Origin of the sequence: Nonomuraea recticatena, from assembly GCF_039533245.1 — a bacterium.
GTDB classification, from domain to species: domain Bacteria; phylum Actinomycetota; class Actinomycetes; order Streptosporangiales; family Streptosporangiaceae; genus Nonomuraea; species Nonomuraea roseola.
Genome location: NZ_BAAATE010000005.1, coordinates 24,338 through 39,027, shown reverse-complemented (window position 1 = coordinate 39,027; position 14,690 = coordinate 24,338). Strand labels below are relative to the sequence as shown.

Genomic DNA, 14,690 nt, shown 5'->3' with positions numbered 1-14,690 from the left:
GTGCTCACGGGATCGGGCGGTCGCTGAGCCTGCAGCCGCGGGGCCGCTCGGGGCGCTCGTCGGTCCAGCCCGCCTCGGGCGCCCACGCCTGGTAGTGCATGACCGTCCCCTGAGCGAGCCCTTCGGCGCTCTCGGCCGCGATGGAGACGTTGGCGGCCAGGACGGCGCCGGTGCGAGGGTGAAGGATGGTGACGTACCGCTCAGCCACCTCGTCGGCGCCGAAATCGGCGGTGAACCCCTCGCTCTTCACGAAGGTGACCGCGAGGCCCTGGCGTCCCATGGGGTCGGTGACCGAGCCGCGCACCTTGGCTGTCGGCAGTCCCGCGAGAAGGCGCAGGGCGGCCGCCCTGACCGAGGGGCTGACCGGCAGCTCCAGCAGCACCCATGAGCGGGAGAGGTACTTCTCGAAGCTCTCCCGCACCATGCCGCCCCCTCCGGCCTTCCAGTAGGCGCGCAGTCTCTCCCGCAGCAGGGCGGCGTCGCCGGGCAGTGCCGTGAGGTCGGCGAGGGTGAGTTCGCCCAGCCGCCGGTCGCCGAGCACGCCCCCGGGCTCGGCCGCGTGCGTGTAGAGGCAGTCGGAGGGCTTCGACCGCATCCGTATCTTCTTGCAGTCGCCCGCGGGAGTGCCCGGCGTGCACACACGCTGGACGGTGGACGGCGCGCCGGCCGCCCGCCACGCGCGCTCGTCGGCGGGGGTGGCGGGGCGGACGAACTGCTCCCACCGCTCCACGTGGACGGGGTCGCGGACGTCGCGCGGCTGCCAGAGGTCGATCCGCGACGAGGAGAGCACATTGAAGGCCTTGTCACCCGCCTTCACCCTGATCAGCCCGTTGTTGAGCAATGGCCTGCGCCAGTAGGCGCCGCGGTCGTCCGGCAGCTTCGCCACCTCGTCGGCCAGCCTGAGCAGGGCCTCGTTGCCCCCTGCGGGCACGACCGCGGGCGCGGGCACGGGGGCCAGGCTCGACACCAGCGTGACGACGGCCATGACGACGGCGGCCGTGGCCATGGCCGTGCCCAGAGTCCATGCCCAGACGAGGCGGTCGCGCCGTCCCGACCGGGATGGCCGTACCGGCTCCTCGCGGGCGGCGGCCAGCCGGGCGCGGGCCCTCTCGACCACCTCCGCAGACGGCGGAGGAGCGTCGGGCAGCGCCCGTGCCAGGAGGGTCAGCTCATCCATGGGTCTCCTCCAGGGGGTTGACGTCGCCGAGTGCCTTGCGGAGCTGCTTGCGAGCCCGGTTGAGCCTGGAGGCGACCGTTCCCGCAGGGATGTTCAGGGCGGCGGCGACCTCGGCGTGGCTGAGGCCGCCGAGCACGCTCAGCAGCACCACGTCGCGGTCCCCCCGGTTGAGCGCGGCCAGCGCCCCCGCCAGCGGGCCGACCACCTCGCCCGCCGCCACGCGCGCCAGGGCGGCGTCCTCGTGACTGGGCTCGAGGCGCTCGGCCGTCCGGCTGAGCGCCTTCCACCTGCGGATCTCGGTACGGCGGTGCCGCGAGATGAGGTGGGTGGCGATGCCGAACAGCCAGGGCCGCACGCCGCCGCGCGAGGCGTCGTATCCGCCCCTGTAGGCCGCCAGGAACACCTCGGCGGCCAGGTCGTCGGCGGTGTCGTCGGACAGCCGCCTGGCGATGTAGCGGTGGATCTCGGCGAAGTGCGCGTGGAAGATCTGCTCGAAGTGAACCCGCAGGTCGGGAGGGTCGGCCAGGTCAGGTGGAACGGCCATGCAGGTGTCTCCGGTGGGTCGGGTCAACGATGGTCGCCCCTACTTGCCCGAAGTGCCGAAGTGCTTTCACGGGCGCCCGCACAGGGCTACCGGGCGGTCCTCCGTCTGAACAGCACCGCCGCGACCGGGACGCTGATCAGCACCGCGGCGGTGAGCCAGATCGCGGACAACCATCCCGCGTTCCCCATCGGCTGGTCCAGGAGCAGTGCGCGCAGCGCCTCCACGATGGGCGTCGTGGGCTGGTGCTCGGCGAAGCCGCGCAGCGGGCCCGGCATGGTCTCCGCGGGCACGACGCCGTCCGAGACGTACGGGAAGAAGATCACCATGAAGCTGAACGCCTCGGCGGCCTGGGTGGACCTGACGAACAGCCCCCACAGCGCCGCGACCGCGGACACCGCCAGGACGTACCCGAAGACCAGGGCCAGCACCAGCGCCCCTTCGGCGAGCGAGGCGCTGGGCCGGAAGCCCAGCGCGATCGCCACCGCCAGCGCGATCGCGGTCGCCACCACGCTGCGCACCACCGAGGCGACGACGAATCCGGCAGGGACCACCCAGCCGCTGATGGGCAGGGTGCGGAAGCGGTCGATCATCCCGCCGGTCATCTCACGGGAGATGCTCACGGCCGTCAGCGCGGCGCCGTACCCGCCCGCCATGAGCAGGACGGCCGGCACCACGAAGTCGACGTAGGCCAGCCCGCTCGACCCTGTGGTGATCGCGCCGCCGAAGACGTAGACGAAGAGCAGCATGATGATCACCGGCAGGGCGATGTTCACCATGAGGGCGTCGGGCGTGCGCGCCTCGTGGCGCAGCGCCCTGCCTGCGAGACGGCGCAGGTCGCCCGCCGTCGTGGCGATGGCGGTGCTCATGCCGCCGCCGTCAGCTCGAAGAAGACGTCGTCCAGGGTGGGGGTGCGCAGCTCGACCCGCTCGACGGCGATGGCGGCGCCGTGCAGAAGGTCCAGGGCGCGGCGCAGGTGATCGGGATCCTGGAGCGCCAGCGTGAGCTCGCACCGGCCGGCGTCGAGGTGGAGGCCCGCGTCACCGCCCGCGGACAGGACGGCGCCGGCGCGGGAAAGGTCATCGGCGCTCGACAGGCGCAGGGTCAGGCGCTCGGAGCCGACCTGGCGCTTGAGGACGTCAGGGGCGTCCTCGGCGACGATGCGACCGCCGTTGATCACCGCGATGCGGGCGGCCAGCTGGTCGGCCTCCTCCAGGTACTGGGTCGTCAGCAGGATGGTGGTGCCGGAGGCGAGCAGCTCGCGGATGACGGTCCAGAGCTCGGCCCTGCTGCGCGGGTCGAGGCCGGTGGTGGGCTCGTCCAGGAAGAGGATCCGGGGCGCGGCCACCATGCTGGCCGCGAGGTCCAGCCGTCGGCGCATGCCGCCGGAGTAGGTCGAGACCCGGCGGTCGGCCGCGTCGCCGAGGTCGAAGCGGTCGAGCAGCTCGGCCGTACGGCGCCTGGCCTCCCGCCTGCCCACGTGGTACAGGCCGGAGAACAGCTCCAGGTTCTCCCTTCCCGTGAGCAGGTCGTCCACGGTGGCCTGCTGGGCCGTCAGGCCGATGGCGCGGCGGACCGCGACGGGCTCGCGCGCGACGTCGTGGCCCGCCACGGTGGCGGTGCCGCTGTCGGCGGCCAGCAGGGTGGTCAGGATCCGCACCGTGGTCGTCTTGCCGGATCCGTTCGGTCCGAGGAGGGCCAGCAGCGAGCCTGTCGGGACGGCGAGGTCGACCCCGGTCAGCACGCGCGTGCCGCCGAAGGACTTGGTGAGGCCCCGGGCGTGGATCGCGACCTCAGTATCCGTGTGCGTCGTACTGTGTATCGCATACATAGTTATTAAGCTATATCACGTACACAGTTCCTGGAAAGGGAGGTGTCGATGGTGGAGCTGCCGCCGGTCGTGGCGCGGATGTGGGGGCGCGAGCACTCGTCGCGCAGGGGCCCGAAGCCGCGACTGGATCTGGCGACGATCACCGCGGCCGCCATCGAGATCGCCGACACCGAGGGGCTGGCAGGGCTGTCGATGAGCAGCGTGGCGGCTCAGGTGGGCGTCGCGCCGATGGCGCTGTACCGGTATGTCGGCAGCAAGGACGAGTTGCTGACCGTCATGTCCGACAGCGCGGTCCCGCCGCCACCCGAGCAGGGGGAGCTGCCCTGGCGCGACTACCTCGCCGTGTGGACCCGTGCCAACAGGGACTTGCTGCTCTCGCGTCCGTGGCTGCTGTCGCTCCAGGGGCTCACCCCGCCCATGGGGCCTCGGCGGCTGTACTGGCTGGAGCGTCTCCTGGACGCGCTCGGCGACACCACGCTCGACGACGGGGAGAAGTTCAACGTCGCCACCGCGCTCACCGGCTACGCGCTGACCGACGCCACGCTCGTGTACGCGACGAAGGCGGCCGGCCAGGAGCTGGCGGCGGCGGGGGTGAAGGGAGCCACCGACTACGGCGAGGTGCTCGCCGAGGTGCTCGACCCCGCGACGTATCCGGTGCTGTCGGCGATGATGCGTTCGGGGCTGCTGAAGGAGTCCGAGGGCTGGACGGAGGACGCCGACTTCCTGTTCGGGCTCAACCTGCTGCTCGACGGCGTCGAGGCGCTGATGGCGCGGCGCGCCGGGCGACCTGAATAGGTCCCCTCAACGGGCGGAAGCGCGTCTACGGTGGGGGAAGTCCCGTTCCTGTCCGGTCCCGAGGGGAAGCACCCATGACCGAGCTCGATCGACGATCCTTCCTCGGCCGTGGCCTGGCCACCGCAGGAGGCGTGCTGGCCAGCGGCGTCGCCATGGAGACACTGGGGGCTCACGCGTCGTGGGCGGACGCCGGCCGTCCATGGACCGACCCGAACCAGGTGGGGTACGGCCCGCTGCGCCGTACGCCCTCCAGGAACACCGGTGAGGAGCTGCTCGCGCTGCCCGCCGGCTTCTCCTACGTCGTGCTCGGCAGAACGGGCACCCCCATGACGGACGGCGTGGCGACCCCGATCGCCCACGACGGCATGGCCGCCTTCCCCGGCACCCGCCGTCACACCGCCAGGCTGATCCGCAACCACGAGGTCCGCACCCCGCCGGGGTCACCCATCGGCCGGGTCCACGTGCCCGGTTCCGAGCGCTACGACGAGCTCGGCGTCGGCGGCACCACCACGCTGGAGGTGGATCTGCGCAGCGGCGAGGTGCTGCGGCACTTCGTCAGCCTCAACGGCACGATCATCAACTGCGCCGGCGGCATGATGCTCCACGGACGTGGCTGGCTGACGTGCGAGGAGACCACGGCCGGCCGGGGTCAGGGCTGGGCGCAGAAGCACGGCTACATCTTCGAGGTACCGCTCGACGGACCCGAGCCCGGCAGGCCCGCCGCCTCCAAGCCGCTGACCGCGATGGGGAGGTTCTCCCACGAGGCGGTCGCCGTCGACCCTCGCACGGGCTACGTCTACGAGACGGAGGACGACTCGGGCAAGCCCGACGGGTTGTACCGCTTCCGCCCCAGGAACCCTCGCCACCTCGCCTCGGGCGGCGTCCTCGAGATGCTCAAGATCAAGAATGTCGACAACTACGACTGCCGCGAGGGGCAGACGATGGGCACCCGCCTGCCCGTCGAGTGGGTGCGGATCGACGACCCCGATCCCGACCTGGAGAACGGCGCCCCGACCTGCACCCAGCAGGGGCTGGCCAAGGGCGGGGCGAAGTTCAACCGGCTGGAGGGCTGCTGGTACGGCGACGGCAGCGTCTTCTTCAACTCCACCAGCGGCGGCGACGCCAAGAACGGCGACGCCCCCGGCGCCGACGGCTACAGGGAGGGCTACGGCCAGGTCTGGCGGCTCATCCCCGGCACGAGAGGCAGAGGCGACACGCTGGTGCTGGTCTACGAATCGCCAGGGCGCAGGGAGCTCGACTCACCCGACAACCTCGTCTTCACCCCGCGCGGCGGCATCGTGCTCTGCGAGGACGACGCGTCGTCCGCCGACGCCGACCCCCACCCGCTCGCGCCAGGGCTGACGAACGTCAACCGGCTGATCGGTTTGGACCCTCGCAGAGGGGAGCCGTTCGAGTTCGCCGTCAACATCGCCGACGACAGCGAGTTCGCCGGAGCCTGCTTCGCCCCGGACGGCTCGACCATGTTCGTCAACCAACTGGGCAGCACCGCCGAGCTCGACCCGCCCGGGCGGACGCTCGCCATCCGCGGCCCCTGGCGTCGCGGACCGCTCTAGCAAGTACCACCGGCGCCCTGGCCGAACAGATCGGCTGACGCGGGCCCGCCGCGCGGGTGCGGGGCGCCGCCCCTGACACAGGGGCGGCGCCGGTGAACTACTGGCGAGTGACCTTGACGTCGTCGACGCCCGCCTCCAGCAGGCTCGCCCCCGAGGCGTCGGCCGCCTCGAACACGATGCGGACGGTCTGGCCCGCGAACGCCGAGATGTCAGCGGTGGACGCCGCCCACGCCCCGTCGCGGTCCGAAGCGGCTCCCAGCTGCTGGAACACCGTGCTGGTCGTGCCGCCCACGACCTTCACCCTGAAGAAGTCGGCGCTGGAGGAGTTGCTGCCGTGCGCCAGGTACCAGGAGAACGACACCCTCAGCACGCCACTGGACGGCAGCGTGACGGGAGGCGACTGGATCGAGGTGATCCCGCCGTCGACGTCGTACGCTCCCGCGCTCGCGCCCGCCAGCCGCCCTGTGACCAGATCGTTGGCGCCGCTCACGGCCGTGCCGAGCTGCTTGTTCCCGCTTGAGGTGGTGGCCTCGGGGTCGCCGCGCTCCCAGAGACCCAGGGTGGCGGTGTCGGTCCCGCTCGGGTTGGCGGTCCAGGCGGTGGCGCTCTCGAGATCGTCCGACCACACCGTCTGCGGCGGTACGGCGGTGGCGATCGTCCACACGGCGTAGGCCACCGCGTCGGCGTTGCGGTCCAGCGCCGTGTCGTTGATGTTGCTCGTGGTGTCGCACGCGCGGTGGTAGCAGGGGTCGAAGGCCTGCCCCGCCGTACCGCCCCACAGCTGGGCCTGCGCGCTCGACTTGATGCCCTCGGCGCCGGTGAAGGTGCCTCCTGCGGGGATGCCTCGCGAGATGAACGGCCCGTAGTCCGAACGGCCGTCGAAGTCGGTGCCTCTGGTCGGCACGCCGATCGAGGCGAAGTAGTCCTGCAGCGTCCGCTCCAGCTCGGCCGAGCCCGCAGGTCCGGGGCCCGACCCGACGCCGTCGGAGTTGTCGCCGTCGTAGAGGAAGTAGCCGGCGTTGGGCGAGCCGACCATGTCGAAGTTCAGGTACCCCTTGATCTTGGAGCGTTCGGCGGTGGGCAGGTTGGTGACGTAGTACTGCGAGCCGCGCAGTCCCAGCTCCTCCGCGCCCCACCAGGCGAAGCGCAGGTGCTTGGACGGCTGCAGCGCCTGCCGCGCCACCTCGAGCGCCGTCTCCAGGATCGCGGCGCTGCCCGAGCCGTTGTCGTTGATGCCGGGCCCCGCCGTCACGCTGTCGAGGTGGGCGCCGACCATGAGGACGTCGTCGGGGTTGCCGCCGGGCCAGTCGGCGATGACGTTGTAGCCCGTCGCGCCGTTGTAGGTGAACGACTGCAGGGTGGTCTGGAACCCGGCCGCGTCCAGCTGTCCCTTGACGTAGTTGGCCGAGGCCAGGTAGCCGGGCCTGCCGTGGGCGCGGTTGCCGCCGTTGCTGGAGGCGATGGACTGCAGCTGGCTGAGGTGGGCCTTGACGTTGGCCAGCGAGATGTTCGGTGGCGCCAGTGGTAAGGACGCCGTCGAAGCGCCGGCGGTGAGGGGAGCGGCCAGCGCGATCGCGGCGGCCAGGACGAGGATGCGGGATTTCATCGGTTCCTCCGTGGGGGGTGGGACAGAGGGTGCGATGGAAGGAGGGCGGCTCCTGTGGAAGCGCCCTCCTTCACGTGATGAGGGTCAGCTCGCGGCGCTTGCCGTGGCGGCCCGTACGGCGGCGCGTGCCGTCAGCGCGGCCTCCCTGTCGGGCAGGTTCCGCGTGTTGAAGGCGTAGCGGGCGACGGAGTCGGCGATCGCGTCGGAGTTGACGTCCAGCGCGGTCGCGTTGACGTTGGTGATCGTGTCGCACGCCTGGTGGTAGCAGATGTCGTAGGCGACGCCTGCCGTACCGCCGAACATGGCCGCCTCCTCGGGCGTCTTCGGCTGCTCGGCGCCGGTGAAGATGCCGCCGGAGGGGATGCCGACCGCGATGAACGGGCCGTAGTCGGAGCGGCCGTCGAAGTCGGTGCCGACGGTGGGCAGGCTGCGGCTGGTGAAGAAGGCCTTCAGCTGCTGCTCGATCTCGGCTGATCCGGGCGGGCCCGCGGGGGAGCCGGTGGCGTCGGAGTCGTCACCGTCGTAGAGCTTGTAGGCGTAGTTGGGCGAGGCGACCATGTCGAAGTTCAGGTAGAGCTTGATCCGATCGCGTTCGGCCTGGGACAGCTTCTCGACGTACTGGTCCGAGCCGAGCAGGCCGATCTCCTCCGCGGCCCAGAAGGCGAAGCGCACCTTGTTGCGCACGGGGAAGAGCTTCATCTGCAGGGCCGTCTCCAGAATGGCGGCGGTTCCCGAGCCGTTGTCGTTGATGCCGGGGCCCTCGGGCACGCTGTCGAGGTGCGCGCCGACCATCACGACGTTGCGCGGGTCGCCGAACCGGGTCTCGGCGATCACGTTCTCGTCGGTGCCGAGCACGAGGGTGGAGTCGACCTTGAGCCGGACGGTGGTCCCCGGCGCGGCCAGCGCCTGGCCGACGGCGAAGTCGGCGAACACCATCGGCACTCCCGCGCGCCATTCGCCGAGGTCGAGGGGGTAGGCCTCGGTCCTGCCAGGCTGCCCCTCGTTGAAGACGATGATCCCCGCCGCGCCCGCGAAGCCCGCGTTGCGCACCTTGGTGGCGAACGGGCAGGTGCCGCGCTGGATGAGTGCGATCCGTCCCGCCACGAAGCCCGAGAAGTCGGACATCTCGCAGCCGCTCGTCGAGCTGGGCGCGGGGCTGGGCGGCAGCGTCAGGTCCACGCCCTGGACCTGCGCGGTGACGTCGCCCGCCGGGGACGGCTGGAAGGTGTAGAAGTCCTCGTTCGGCACGTACGAGCCCAGCACGGGCGGGCTGTTCTCCACCCAGCTCTCGACGTAGTTGATCGGCTGGAGCGTGACCTTGTAACCGGCCTTGCGCAGCTTGTTCGCCACGTAGTCGCGGGAGGCGTCGTAGCCGGGCGTACCCGCGGCGCGGTTGCCGCCGTTGGCCGTGGCGATGGACTGGAACGCGTCCAGATGCTTCTTGACGTTCGCGCCCTTGACCTGCTTGACCAGCAGCTTGGCGAAGACGTCGTCGACGGGCGTCGCCTGGGCCGGGGCGGTGAGCGAGAGAGGTAAGGCCAGAGCCGCGGCCGCGGCCACGGCGACGGCCCTACGGAAGGACAAGCGCATGAAGCTCCTCCAGGAAAGCTGAGGGTGGGCAAGATCGTCCCCCGAGATCACGCCTCCTGGAACGTACCTCTTTTGCCGATATGCGCCTAGAGCCCACCATCTCGGTCTCCCCGAGGCTCGCGGTGGCCGTGGCGGCCCGTGAGGCCGCCCTCGTCGGGACGACCCCATCCCCTGCGACCTCGCCTTCCCCTGCTGGGTAAGTGGCTCCACGACGCGGAAGGCGGCCCCACCGCGTACACGGGTGGGGCCGCCTGACCAGGCGCTTCAGGCCCGGCTGGAGATCTTGTGGATGACCCGGTCAGGGGGTGGCGCGGACTAGCGCCAGTAGGTGACGCTCAGGGTCGGGGGCTTGACCGAGGCGTCCTTGTTCTCCGACGCGGCGAAGGCACGCCAGTTGGTGGTCTCCTTCTCGTCGGCGCTGCGCAGCTGGATGCCGTGGTTGGCGGCGCCGGCGGCCCAGTCCCTGGCGATCGTGGTGACCGGCCACTGGAGGTAGCCGGCGCCGCGGGCGCATCCCTCCGTCCAGGTACGGCCGCGGCCCTCGTAGGTGGTGAACGCGCCCCTGCTGGTGGTGGAGGGCTTGTTGTCCCAGTTGAGGTTGGTCTCGTCCCAGGCGCTGGTGATGCGCTCGGCGGTGAGCCCGGAGCCCACCTTGAGGCCGCACTTGTTGGTCTCCAGGTTCCACGCCTTGAGCGTGGCCCAGACGACGCGCTTGCCCTTGAGGTTGTCGGTGTTGAACTTCAGCAGGCTGCGCATGATGTCGCCGCCCTGGCCGTTCTCCCACGGCATGGTGCCCGCGATGATCATCGGGTCGCCGGGGTGGGAGGCCCAGGAGGTCGCGACGTCGGTGTCGGTGACGATCGGCAGGGTGATCGTCGGGTCCACGGTGACCGGGTAGACGGTCTTCGGGTCCGACAGGTACGCGGTGTCCGGCTTGAGCACGAGCACCGAGGTGCCGTTCTGCGTCTCGACCTGGGTGTCGATCTTCTTGATCGAGTCACCGCGGGGCTTGCCGTGACCGCGGGAGTCCCACATGACGGGCTGCGCGGCGGAGGCGACCTGCTGGCCGTTCTCGCCGGACAGCTCCAGCTTGCCGTCGGCCGTCTCGGACAGCGTCAGGCCCTGCGTCCGCACCGGGATGCGCAGCTCCAGCGGCTCCGTGGGGCGCTCGCGCAGGACGACGTCGTGGCGGAAGCCGGTCGGGATGACGGTGACGACCAGGTCGGCGCCGGGCCCCGCGGCGTTGGCGAACGTCGCGACGTTGTCCTTGACGACGGGGGCCGGCAGCGCCGTCGGCCACTGCAGCGAGAACACCCTGCCCTGGTCGTCGGTCAGCTTGGCCAGGGTGTCGTTGCCCCCTGCTGAGACCTCCACCTTCGCACGGGAGGCCTTGGGCTTCAGCACCCCGCCCTCGGCGACGAGGCTGGTGTCGATGGGCACCCACGCGCCGTCGCGCTGGACGTTCGAAGGGCCGGAGGTGATGGAGGTGGTGAAGCTGCCGTCGGGGTTGGCGACGGTCGTGCTGTTCTCATCGGTCAGGCTGGCGACCTGGACCGCCGCGCCCGAGGAGGCGGCCTGCGAGAGGGCCTCCTGCACCGGGTCGACGGTCGCCACGGCGTCGAGGGTCGTGGCGCCGACGAGAAGGGTGGCCGCTCCGAGTCCGAGCGCAGCTCGGCGAAGGGGCGTGGCCATAGAAATGCTCAATGTGCGTCCTTTTTGGATAAATCGGACATGCAATGTCAGAGGTGTCCCCATGTGCGGATGGGGTTGACGGCAGAGTCGGCACAGCGGCCCGATGTCCCCCATCGGGCGGATGGCCGTAACGGTCTACCGCTCCAGATGCCTTGTCGGTTCGATCATGAACAGAACCCCCGTTCTGAATGTCCACAAGATCGTGTCCGGTCACAGAAATATCACAGGTAACTTCCGGACATAATTGGATTTACGGACGGTGTGATCCATGTCATATCGGACACCCGTACGCAGACTGTGTCGCGACCTGGTCACCGGACCTTGAACGCGGCGGCGCGAGCACGACTCCGGCGAGGTCCCTCAGCGGACTGGTCTCGTCGGCGCGACAGCTGGGCCGCGGGGGCGGCGGCGAGACCTGTGATCGCGGTCGGCGACGATCCGGACAAGGGGGTAGGCCTCACCGCGATGAACGGGGTCTATCTGATGTTCGCGAGCGCCCGGGTCGCGAGGGTGCGGAGCTCTTCCCATTCTGGCGCGGTAAGGGCATTCTCGCTCCAGAGATCGGGGCCTTTCTCCGTCATGCGCGCGAGCATCTCATCTACAGGTACGAGCGCCTGAAAAGCTTCGGGGCTGAGCACACCGCCCTGCATCTTGGCCCTCGCCAGGTGGAATATGTCATCGAAGTGCAAATGACGTGGCGCAAGGGACACGCGAGACGGTCCAGGTGAGGTGGGCCGCCTGCCCCTGTCACACTTCCGCGCCCTGCGGGGTCAAGACAGCGAAGGGCTCACAAGCGCCCCCGTACTCTCGCCCACCTGATGAGGAGCATCTCTCATGTCCACTGTCTACCTGGTCGTCACCGTTCTGGCCGCCGCATGGGTGGGCTTCTCGGCCTTCTCCATCTTCATCCGCGCCACATGGGTCGTGGAGCCCCTGACCGAGTACGGCGTCCCCAGCTCGTGGTGGCCGTGGCTCGGCGTGGCCAAGGCCGCGGGGGCGGTGGGCATGCTGGTCGGCCTGCTCGTGCCGGTCATCGGCGTCCTGGCCGCGATCGGCCTGGTGCTGTACTTCACCGGAGCCGTCGTCACCGTGCTTCGGGCGCGCTCCTACTCCCACGTCCCCTTCCCGCTGCTGTACCTGGTGCCGGTGGCGGTCTCCCTGGTGCTGGGCTACGCCGCCTGAGGCAGCGGGCTCAGCCGCAGTTGCCCCAGGTCGTACGCTCTCCGACTCCCACCGGGGTGCTGCTGGTGAACTTTCCTCCCGGTCTTATCCCGGAGACCAGGCCCTGGTAACCGACGCATATGCCCTTGCCGTACGCCTTCACCGGCCCGGCGTAGTACCGGTAGTAACCGGCGTCCTGCGGTTTGTCGCGGCCGCGCCGGATCAGGTTGACGCCGGTCCAGGTGGGCTCCCCGACGTACTTCGTCTTGATGGTGACCGTGCAGTTCTCTCCTGTTCGCGCGTTGTAGAGCAGGTAGACGTGGCCGAAGACGGTGCCGTGGTCGTCCACCACGGCCCTGGTGCCGTCCTTGACCCGGCCGAAACCGCTGCCGCACACCCCTTCGGGGGTGTAGCCGGTGACCGCGTCGGCGGGTGATGCGGTGAGGGTGGTCGCGGCCAGAGCCACGACGGTGCACTGCGCCAGCTTGCTGCGAACCATGGAGTTCCTCCCGTTTGCTCTGGACGATCGACGGGTTCGCGTCGTAACACAAGACTTGACGGATCCGGCATCGTGGAGTCGGCCGCTTCACCAGGGCATCTGTCCGGTGGCCTACTCCCTCTCGGCCGCGTCGCAGACAGAGAGAAGCCGCGCGGCGCTCTGTTCGGGACTCTCGTCGAGGGTGTACAGCGTCAGGGTCGCCAGCCGCCCGTTTCGGCGTAGTAGGGCGACGCCACGGCGTCGATGTCGACGAACGGCCTACCTGTCGCCTCGGCCAGCAGCATGCCCAACGTGCTCTTGCCTGTGGCGGCAGGGCCGATAAGAACCATCCAGGGCTGATCTGTCATGCCGACAATGTGCGGCAAAGGTGCACGCGCTGTCGATCCGGCGACCCGCCGTACGTGTAGAGGGTGAGAAGGCCGGGATCCCGGCGGACGACCACAGGGGAGGTACGACATGGGCAAGGTCATCGCGATCGAGCACCTGTCACTCGACGGCGTGATGCAGGCTCCTGGGCACCCCGACGAGGACCCTCGCGACGGCTTCCCGCACGGCGGTTGGGCCGCCCGGCGCCAGGACCCGGTCATGCAGGAAGCCATGGGTGCCCGCATGTCGAGCGCGTGGTCCCTCCTGGCCGGCCGGACGACCTACGAGCGCTTCGCCGACTACTGGCCGAAGCAGGCGCCGAACCCGTTCACCGAGGCGCTCGACAGCGTCCAGAAGTACGTGGCGTCGACCACGCTGACCGAGCCGCTGCCCTGGCGGAACTCCACCCTCCTCAAGGGCGACGCCGCGGATGCCGTGGCCGGGCTCAAGGAGAAGGTGGCGGAGAACCTGGTGGTGTTCGGCAGCGGGGTGCTGGTCAGGTCGCTCATGCCGCGCGATCTCGTCGACGAGTTCGTCCTGCTCATCCATCCGCTGGTGCTGGGCGCGGGCCGCCGGCTGTTCCCGGACGTGGGCTCGCACCTCTCGGCCTTCCATCTGGTCGACTCCACGACAACCGGCACCGGCGTGATCATCGCTACCTACCGGCCGACAGCCCACCACAGCGAACGGCACACACACTCTGCCGATGCGTGACCTCGGCAGACATGCGTCTCTCCCAGAGTCTCCTTCGTTTCGGGACCGTAGCGCGCCGCTCGGGATGAGCTCGTGGTCCGTGTCGGGACGGCGGAGCCCAGCCCGAGGCGTCCCTTGACTCTTTATCGATTATCGATACGATCGACAATCGATAGTATCGATCAACGATATGGGAGTCCTGCGATGCCTCTCGACAGATCAACCCCTCTGAGATGGACGGCGGTCACCGTACGCGTCCTCCTGGTGCTGTTCGCGGCAGCGATGATCTACGAGGTCGGGCGTGCGGCCCTGACCGGCGGAGAGAACACCTATGGTTCCCTCGGCGCCCGAAGCCTGGTGTGTGCGCCCTCGCCGAACCTCGGCGATGTGAAGAACAACTTCATCGACGATCCCCAACGCCGGAAGGCCATGGAAGCGAGTAGCGCCGCAGACGACGCCCTCTACCCCGTGAAGGAGGGGGCCGAGTTCGTCCACCCCATGCCTCAGATCTGCAAGGACGACTCCAGTCTCGGCACCCAGCTGCTGTATCAGACCTCGCGTTTCGCCACCCCGCTGGTCCTGCTCGTCGCGCTCTTCCTGCTCGACCGGCTGATCAGGGGCGCACGGCGGGAGGGCGGCTTCGACGAGGTGGTCGTCCGCAGGCTGTGGTTCCTCGGCGTGTTCCTTGTCGCGGGTACGCTCGCGAGCTCGCTCTACACCACCATCGTCGAGATCGGCCTTGCTGTGTCGATGGTGGCCGGCCCCGTCAGTGGTGTGTGGGAGATGGCCTTGTCTGGCTGGGCCTTCCCGTGGGCGTACCTGATCGCCGGGCTCGGGCTCGTGGTGATGTCGAAGGTCGTCCGCATCGGCGCGCACATGCGTGAGGAACTCGCGGGAACCGTCTGATGTCCCCTGTCGAGAATCCCGAGCACGCCATCGAGGTGCATCTGGACCGGCTGCTCGAGGAGCGTGGCATGACGCTGGTCGAGCTGGCCGACAAGGTGGGGATCACCAACGTGAACCTGTCGATCCTCAAGAACAACCGCGCCAAGGCGATCCGATTCTCCACACTGAGCAAGATCTGCGAGGTTCTCGGCTGCCAGCCCGGCGACCTGCTGTCCTTCAAGCCCCCCTCCTGATGACATGCCACCTGCGCCGGTGCTCC

At 69.7% G+C, this 14,690-nt stretch carries 15 protein-coding genes; 6 read left to right on the top strand and 9 right to left on the bottom strand.

What is annotated here, in order from left to right; all coding sequences use genetic code 11:
• Positions 1 to 4 precede the first annotated feature (4 nt).
• The 4 genes from ABFX50_RS11630 to ABFX50_RS11615 all read right to left on the bottom strand — a co-directional run bounded on the left by ABFX50_RS11630 (position 5) and on the right by ABFX50_RS11615 (position 3,549).
• A complete protein-coding gene (locus ABFX50_RS11630) occupies positions 5 to 1,177 on the bottom strand; it encodes a CU044_5270 family protein (RefSeq protein WP_346145779.1) in 1,173 nt (390 codons plus the stop codon).
• Positions 1,170 to 1,721, bottom strand: a complete 552-nt coding sequence (locus ABFX50_RS11625) for an RNA polymerase sigma factor (RefSeq protein ID WP_346145778.1) — start codon at positions 1,719 to 1,721, stop codon at positions 1,170 to 1,172. Before ABFX50_RS11625 ends, ABFX50_RS11630 begins: the two co-directional genes overlap by 8 nt.
• An 86-nt stretch (positions 1,722 to 1,807) precedes the next feature.
• A complete protein-coding gene (locus ABFX50_RS11620) occupies positions 1,808 to 2,587 on the bottom strand; it encodes an ABC transporter permease (RefSeq protein ID WP_346145775.1) in 780 nt (259 codons plus the stop codon).
• Positions 2,584 to 3,549 (bottom strand): ATP-binding cassette domain-containing protein, encoded by a 966-nt coding sequence (locus ABFX50_RS11615; protein ID WP_346145773.1) that lies wholly within the window; start codon positions 3,547 to 3,549, stop codon positions 2,584 to 2,586. The genes ABFX50_RS11620 and ABFX50_RS11615 overlap by 4 nt, the downstream gene beginning before the upstream one ends.
• Positions 3,550 to 3,597: 48 nt before the next feature.
• Between ABFX50_RS11615 and ABFX50_RS11610 the strand changes: the two genes are divergently transcribed.
• Positions 3,598 to 4,344 carry a TetR/AcrR family transcriptional regulator gene (locus tag ABFX50_RS11610; RefSeq protein ID WP_346145771.1) on the top strand — a complete coding sequence of 249 codons (747 nt, stop codon included), beginning with the start codon at positions 3,598 to 3,600 and terminating at the stop codon, positions 4,342 to 4,344.
• Positions 4,345 to 4,418: 74 nt separating this feature from the next.
• Entirely contained in the window at positions 4,419 to 5,918 is a 1,500-nt protein-coding gene (locus ABFX50_RS11605; RefSeq protein WP_346145769.1) for a PhoX family protein, read from the top strand.
• A 97-nt stretch (positions 5,919 to 6,015) separates the two neighbouring features.
• On the opposite strand, the gene ABFX50_RS11600 is transcribed toward ABFX50_RS11605, so the two are convergent.
• The 3 genes from ABFX50_RS11600 to ABFX50_RS11590 form a co-directional block, all read right to left on the bottom strand.
• Positions 6,016 to 7,524: a M28 family peptidase gene (locus tag ABFX50_RS11600; RefSeq protein ID WP_346145767.1), complete on the bottom strand. Its 1,509-nt coding sequence runs from the start codon at positions 7,522 to 7,524 to the stop codon at positions 6,016 to 6,018.
• A gap of 84 nt (positions 7,525 to 7,608) precedes the next feature.
• Positions 7,609 to 9,114 (bottom strand): M28 family metallopeptidase, encoded by a 1,506-nt coding sequence (locus ABFX50_RS11595; protein ID WP_379504830.1) that lies wholly within the window; start codon positions 9,112 to 9,114, stop codon positions 7,609 to 7,611.
• Positions 9,115 to 9,429: 315 nt separating this feature from the next.
• Positions 9,430 to 10,806, bottom strand: coding sequence for a DNRLRE domain-containing protein (locus tag ABFX50_RS11590; protein ID WP_346145763.1), 1,377 nt, complete (start codon positions 10,804 to 10,806; stop codon positions 9,430 to 9,432).
• A gap of 834 nt (positions 10,807 to 11,640) precedes the next feature.
• Here ABFX50_RS11590 and ABFX50_RS11585 point away from each other — a divergent pair.
• Positions 11,641 to 11,988, top strand: a complete 348-nt coding sequence (locus ABFX50_RS11585; protein WP_346145761.1) for a DoxX family protein — start codon at positions 11,641 to 11,643, stop codon at positions 11,986 to 11,988.
• A gap of 10 nt (positions 11,989 to 11,998) precedes the next feature.
• On the opposite strand, the gene ABFX50_RS11580 is transcribed toward ABFX50_RS11585, so the two are convergent.
• Complete coding sequence (locus ABFX50_RS11580) at positions 11,999 to 12,466, bottom strand: hypothetical protein (protein ID WP_346145759.1); 468 nt, start codon at positions 12,464 to 12,466, stop codon at positions 11,999 to 12,001.
• A gap of 191 nt (positions 12,467 to 12,657) precedes the next feature.
• The gene (locus ABFX50_RS11575) at positions 12,658 to 12,813 is read right to left on the bottom strand and encodes a shikimate kinase (protein ID WP_346145757.1); all 156 of its coding nucleotides are present in this window, start codon (positions 12,811 to 12,813) and stop codon (positions 12,658 to 12,660) included.
• Between the two features lie 109 nt (positions 12,814 to 12,922).
• On the opposite strand from ABFX50_RS11575, the gene ABFX50_RS11570 reads away from it, so the two are divergent.
• From ABFX50_RS11570 to ABFX50_RS11560, 3 genes are all read left to right on the top strand, one after another.
• Positions 12,923 to 13,546 (top strand): dihydrofolate reductase family protein, encoded by a 624-nt coding sequence (locus ABFX50_RS11570; protein WP_346145755.1) that lies wholly within the window; start codon positions 12,923 to 12,925, stop codon positions 13,544 to 13,546.
• A 183-nt stretch (positions 13,547 to 13,729) separates the two neighbouring features.
• On the top strand, positions 13,730 to 14,431 hold the full coding sequence (locus tag ABFX50_RS11565; RefSeq protein WP_346145753.1) for a DUF2975 domain-containing protein: 702 nt from the start codon (positions 13,730 to 13,732) through the stop codon (positions 14,429 to 14,431).
• Complete coding sequence (locus ABFX50_RS11560; RefSeq protein WP_346126544.1) at positions 14,431 to 14,664, top strand: helix-turn-helix domain-containing protein; 234 nt, start codon at positions 14,431 to 14,433, stop codon at positions 14,662 to 14,664. Before ABFX50_RS11565 ends, ABFX50_RS11560 begins: the two co-directional genes overlap by 1 nt.
• Positions 14,665 to 14,690 lie beyond the last annotated feature (26 nt).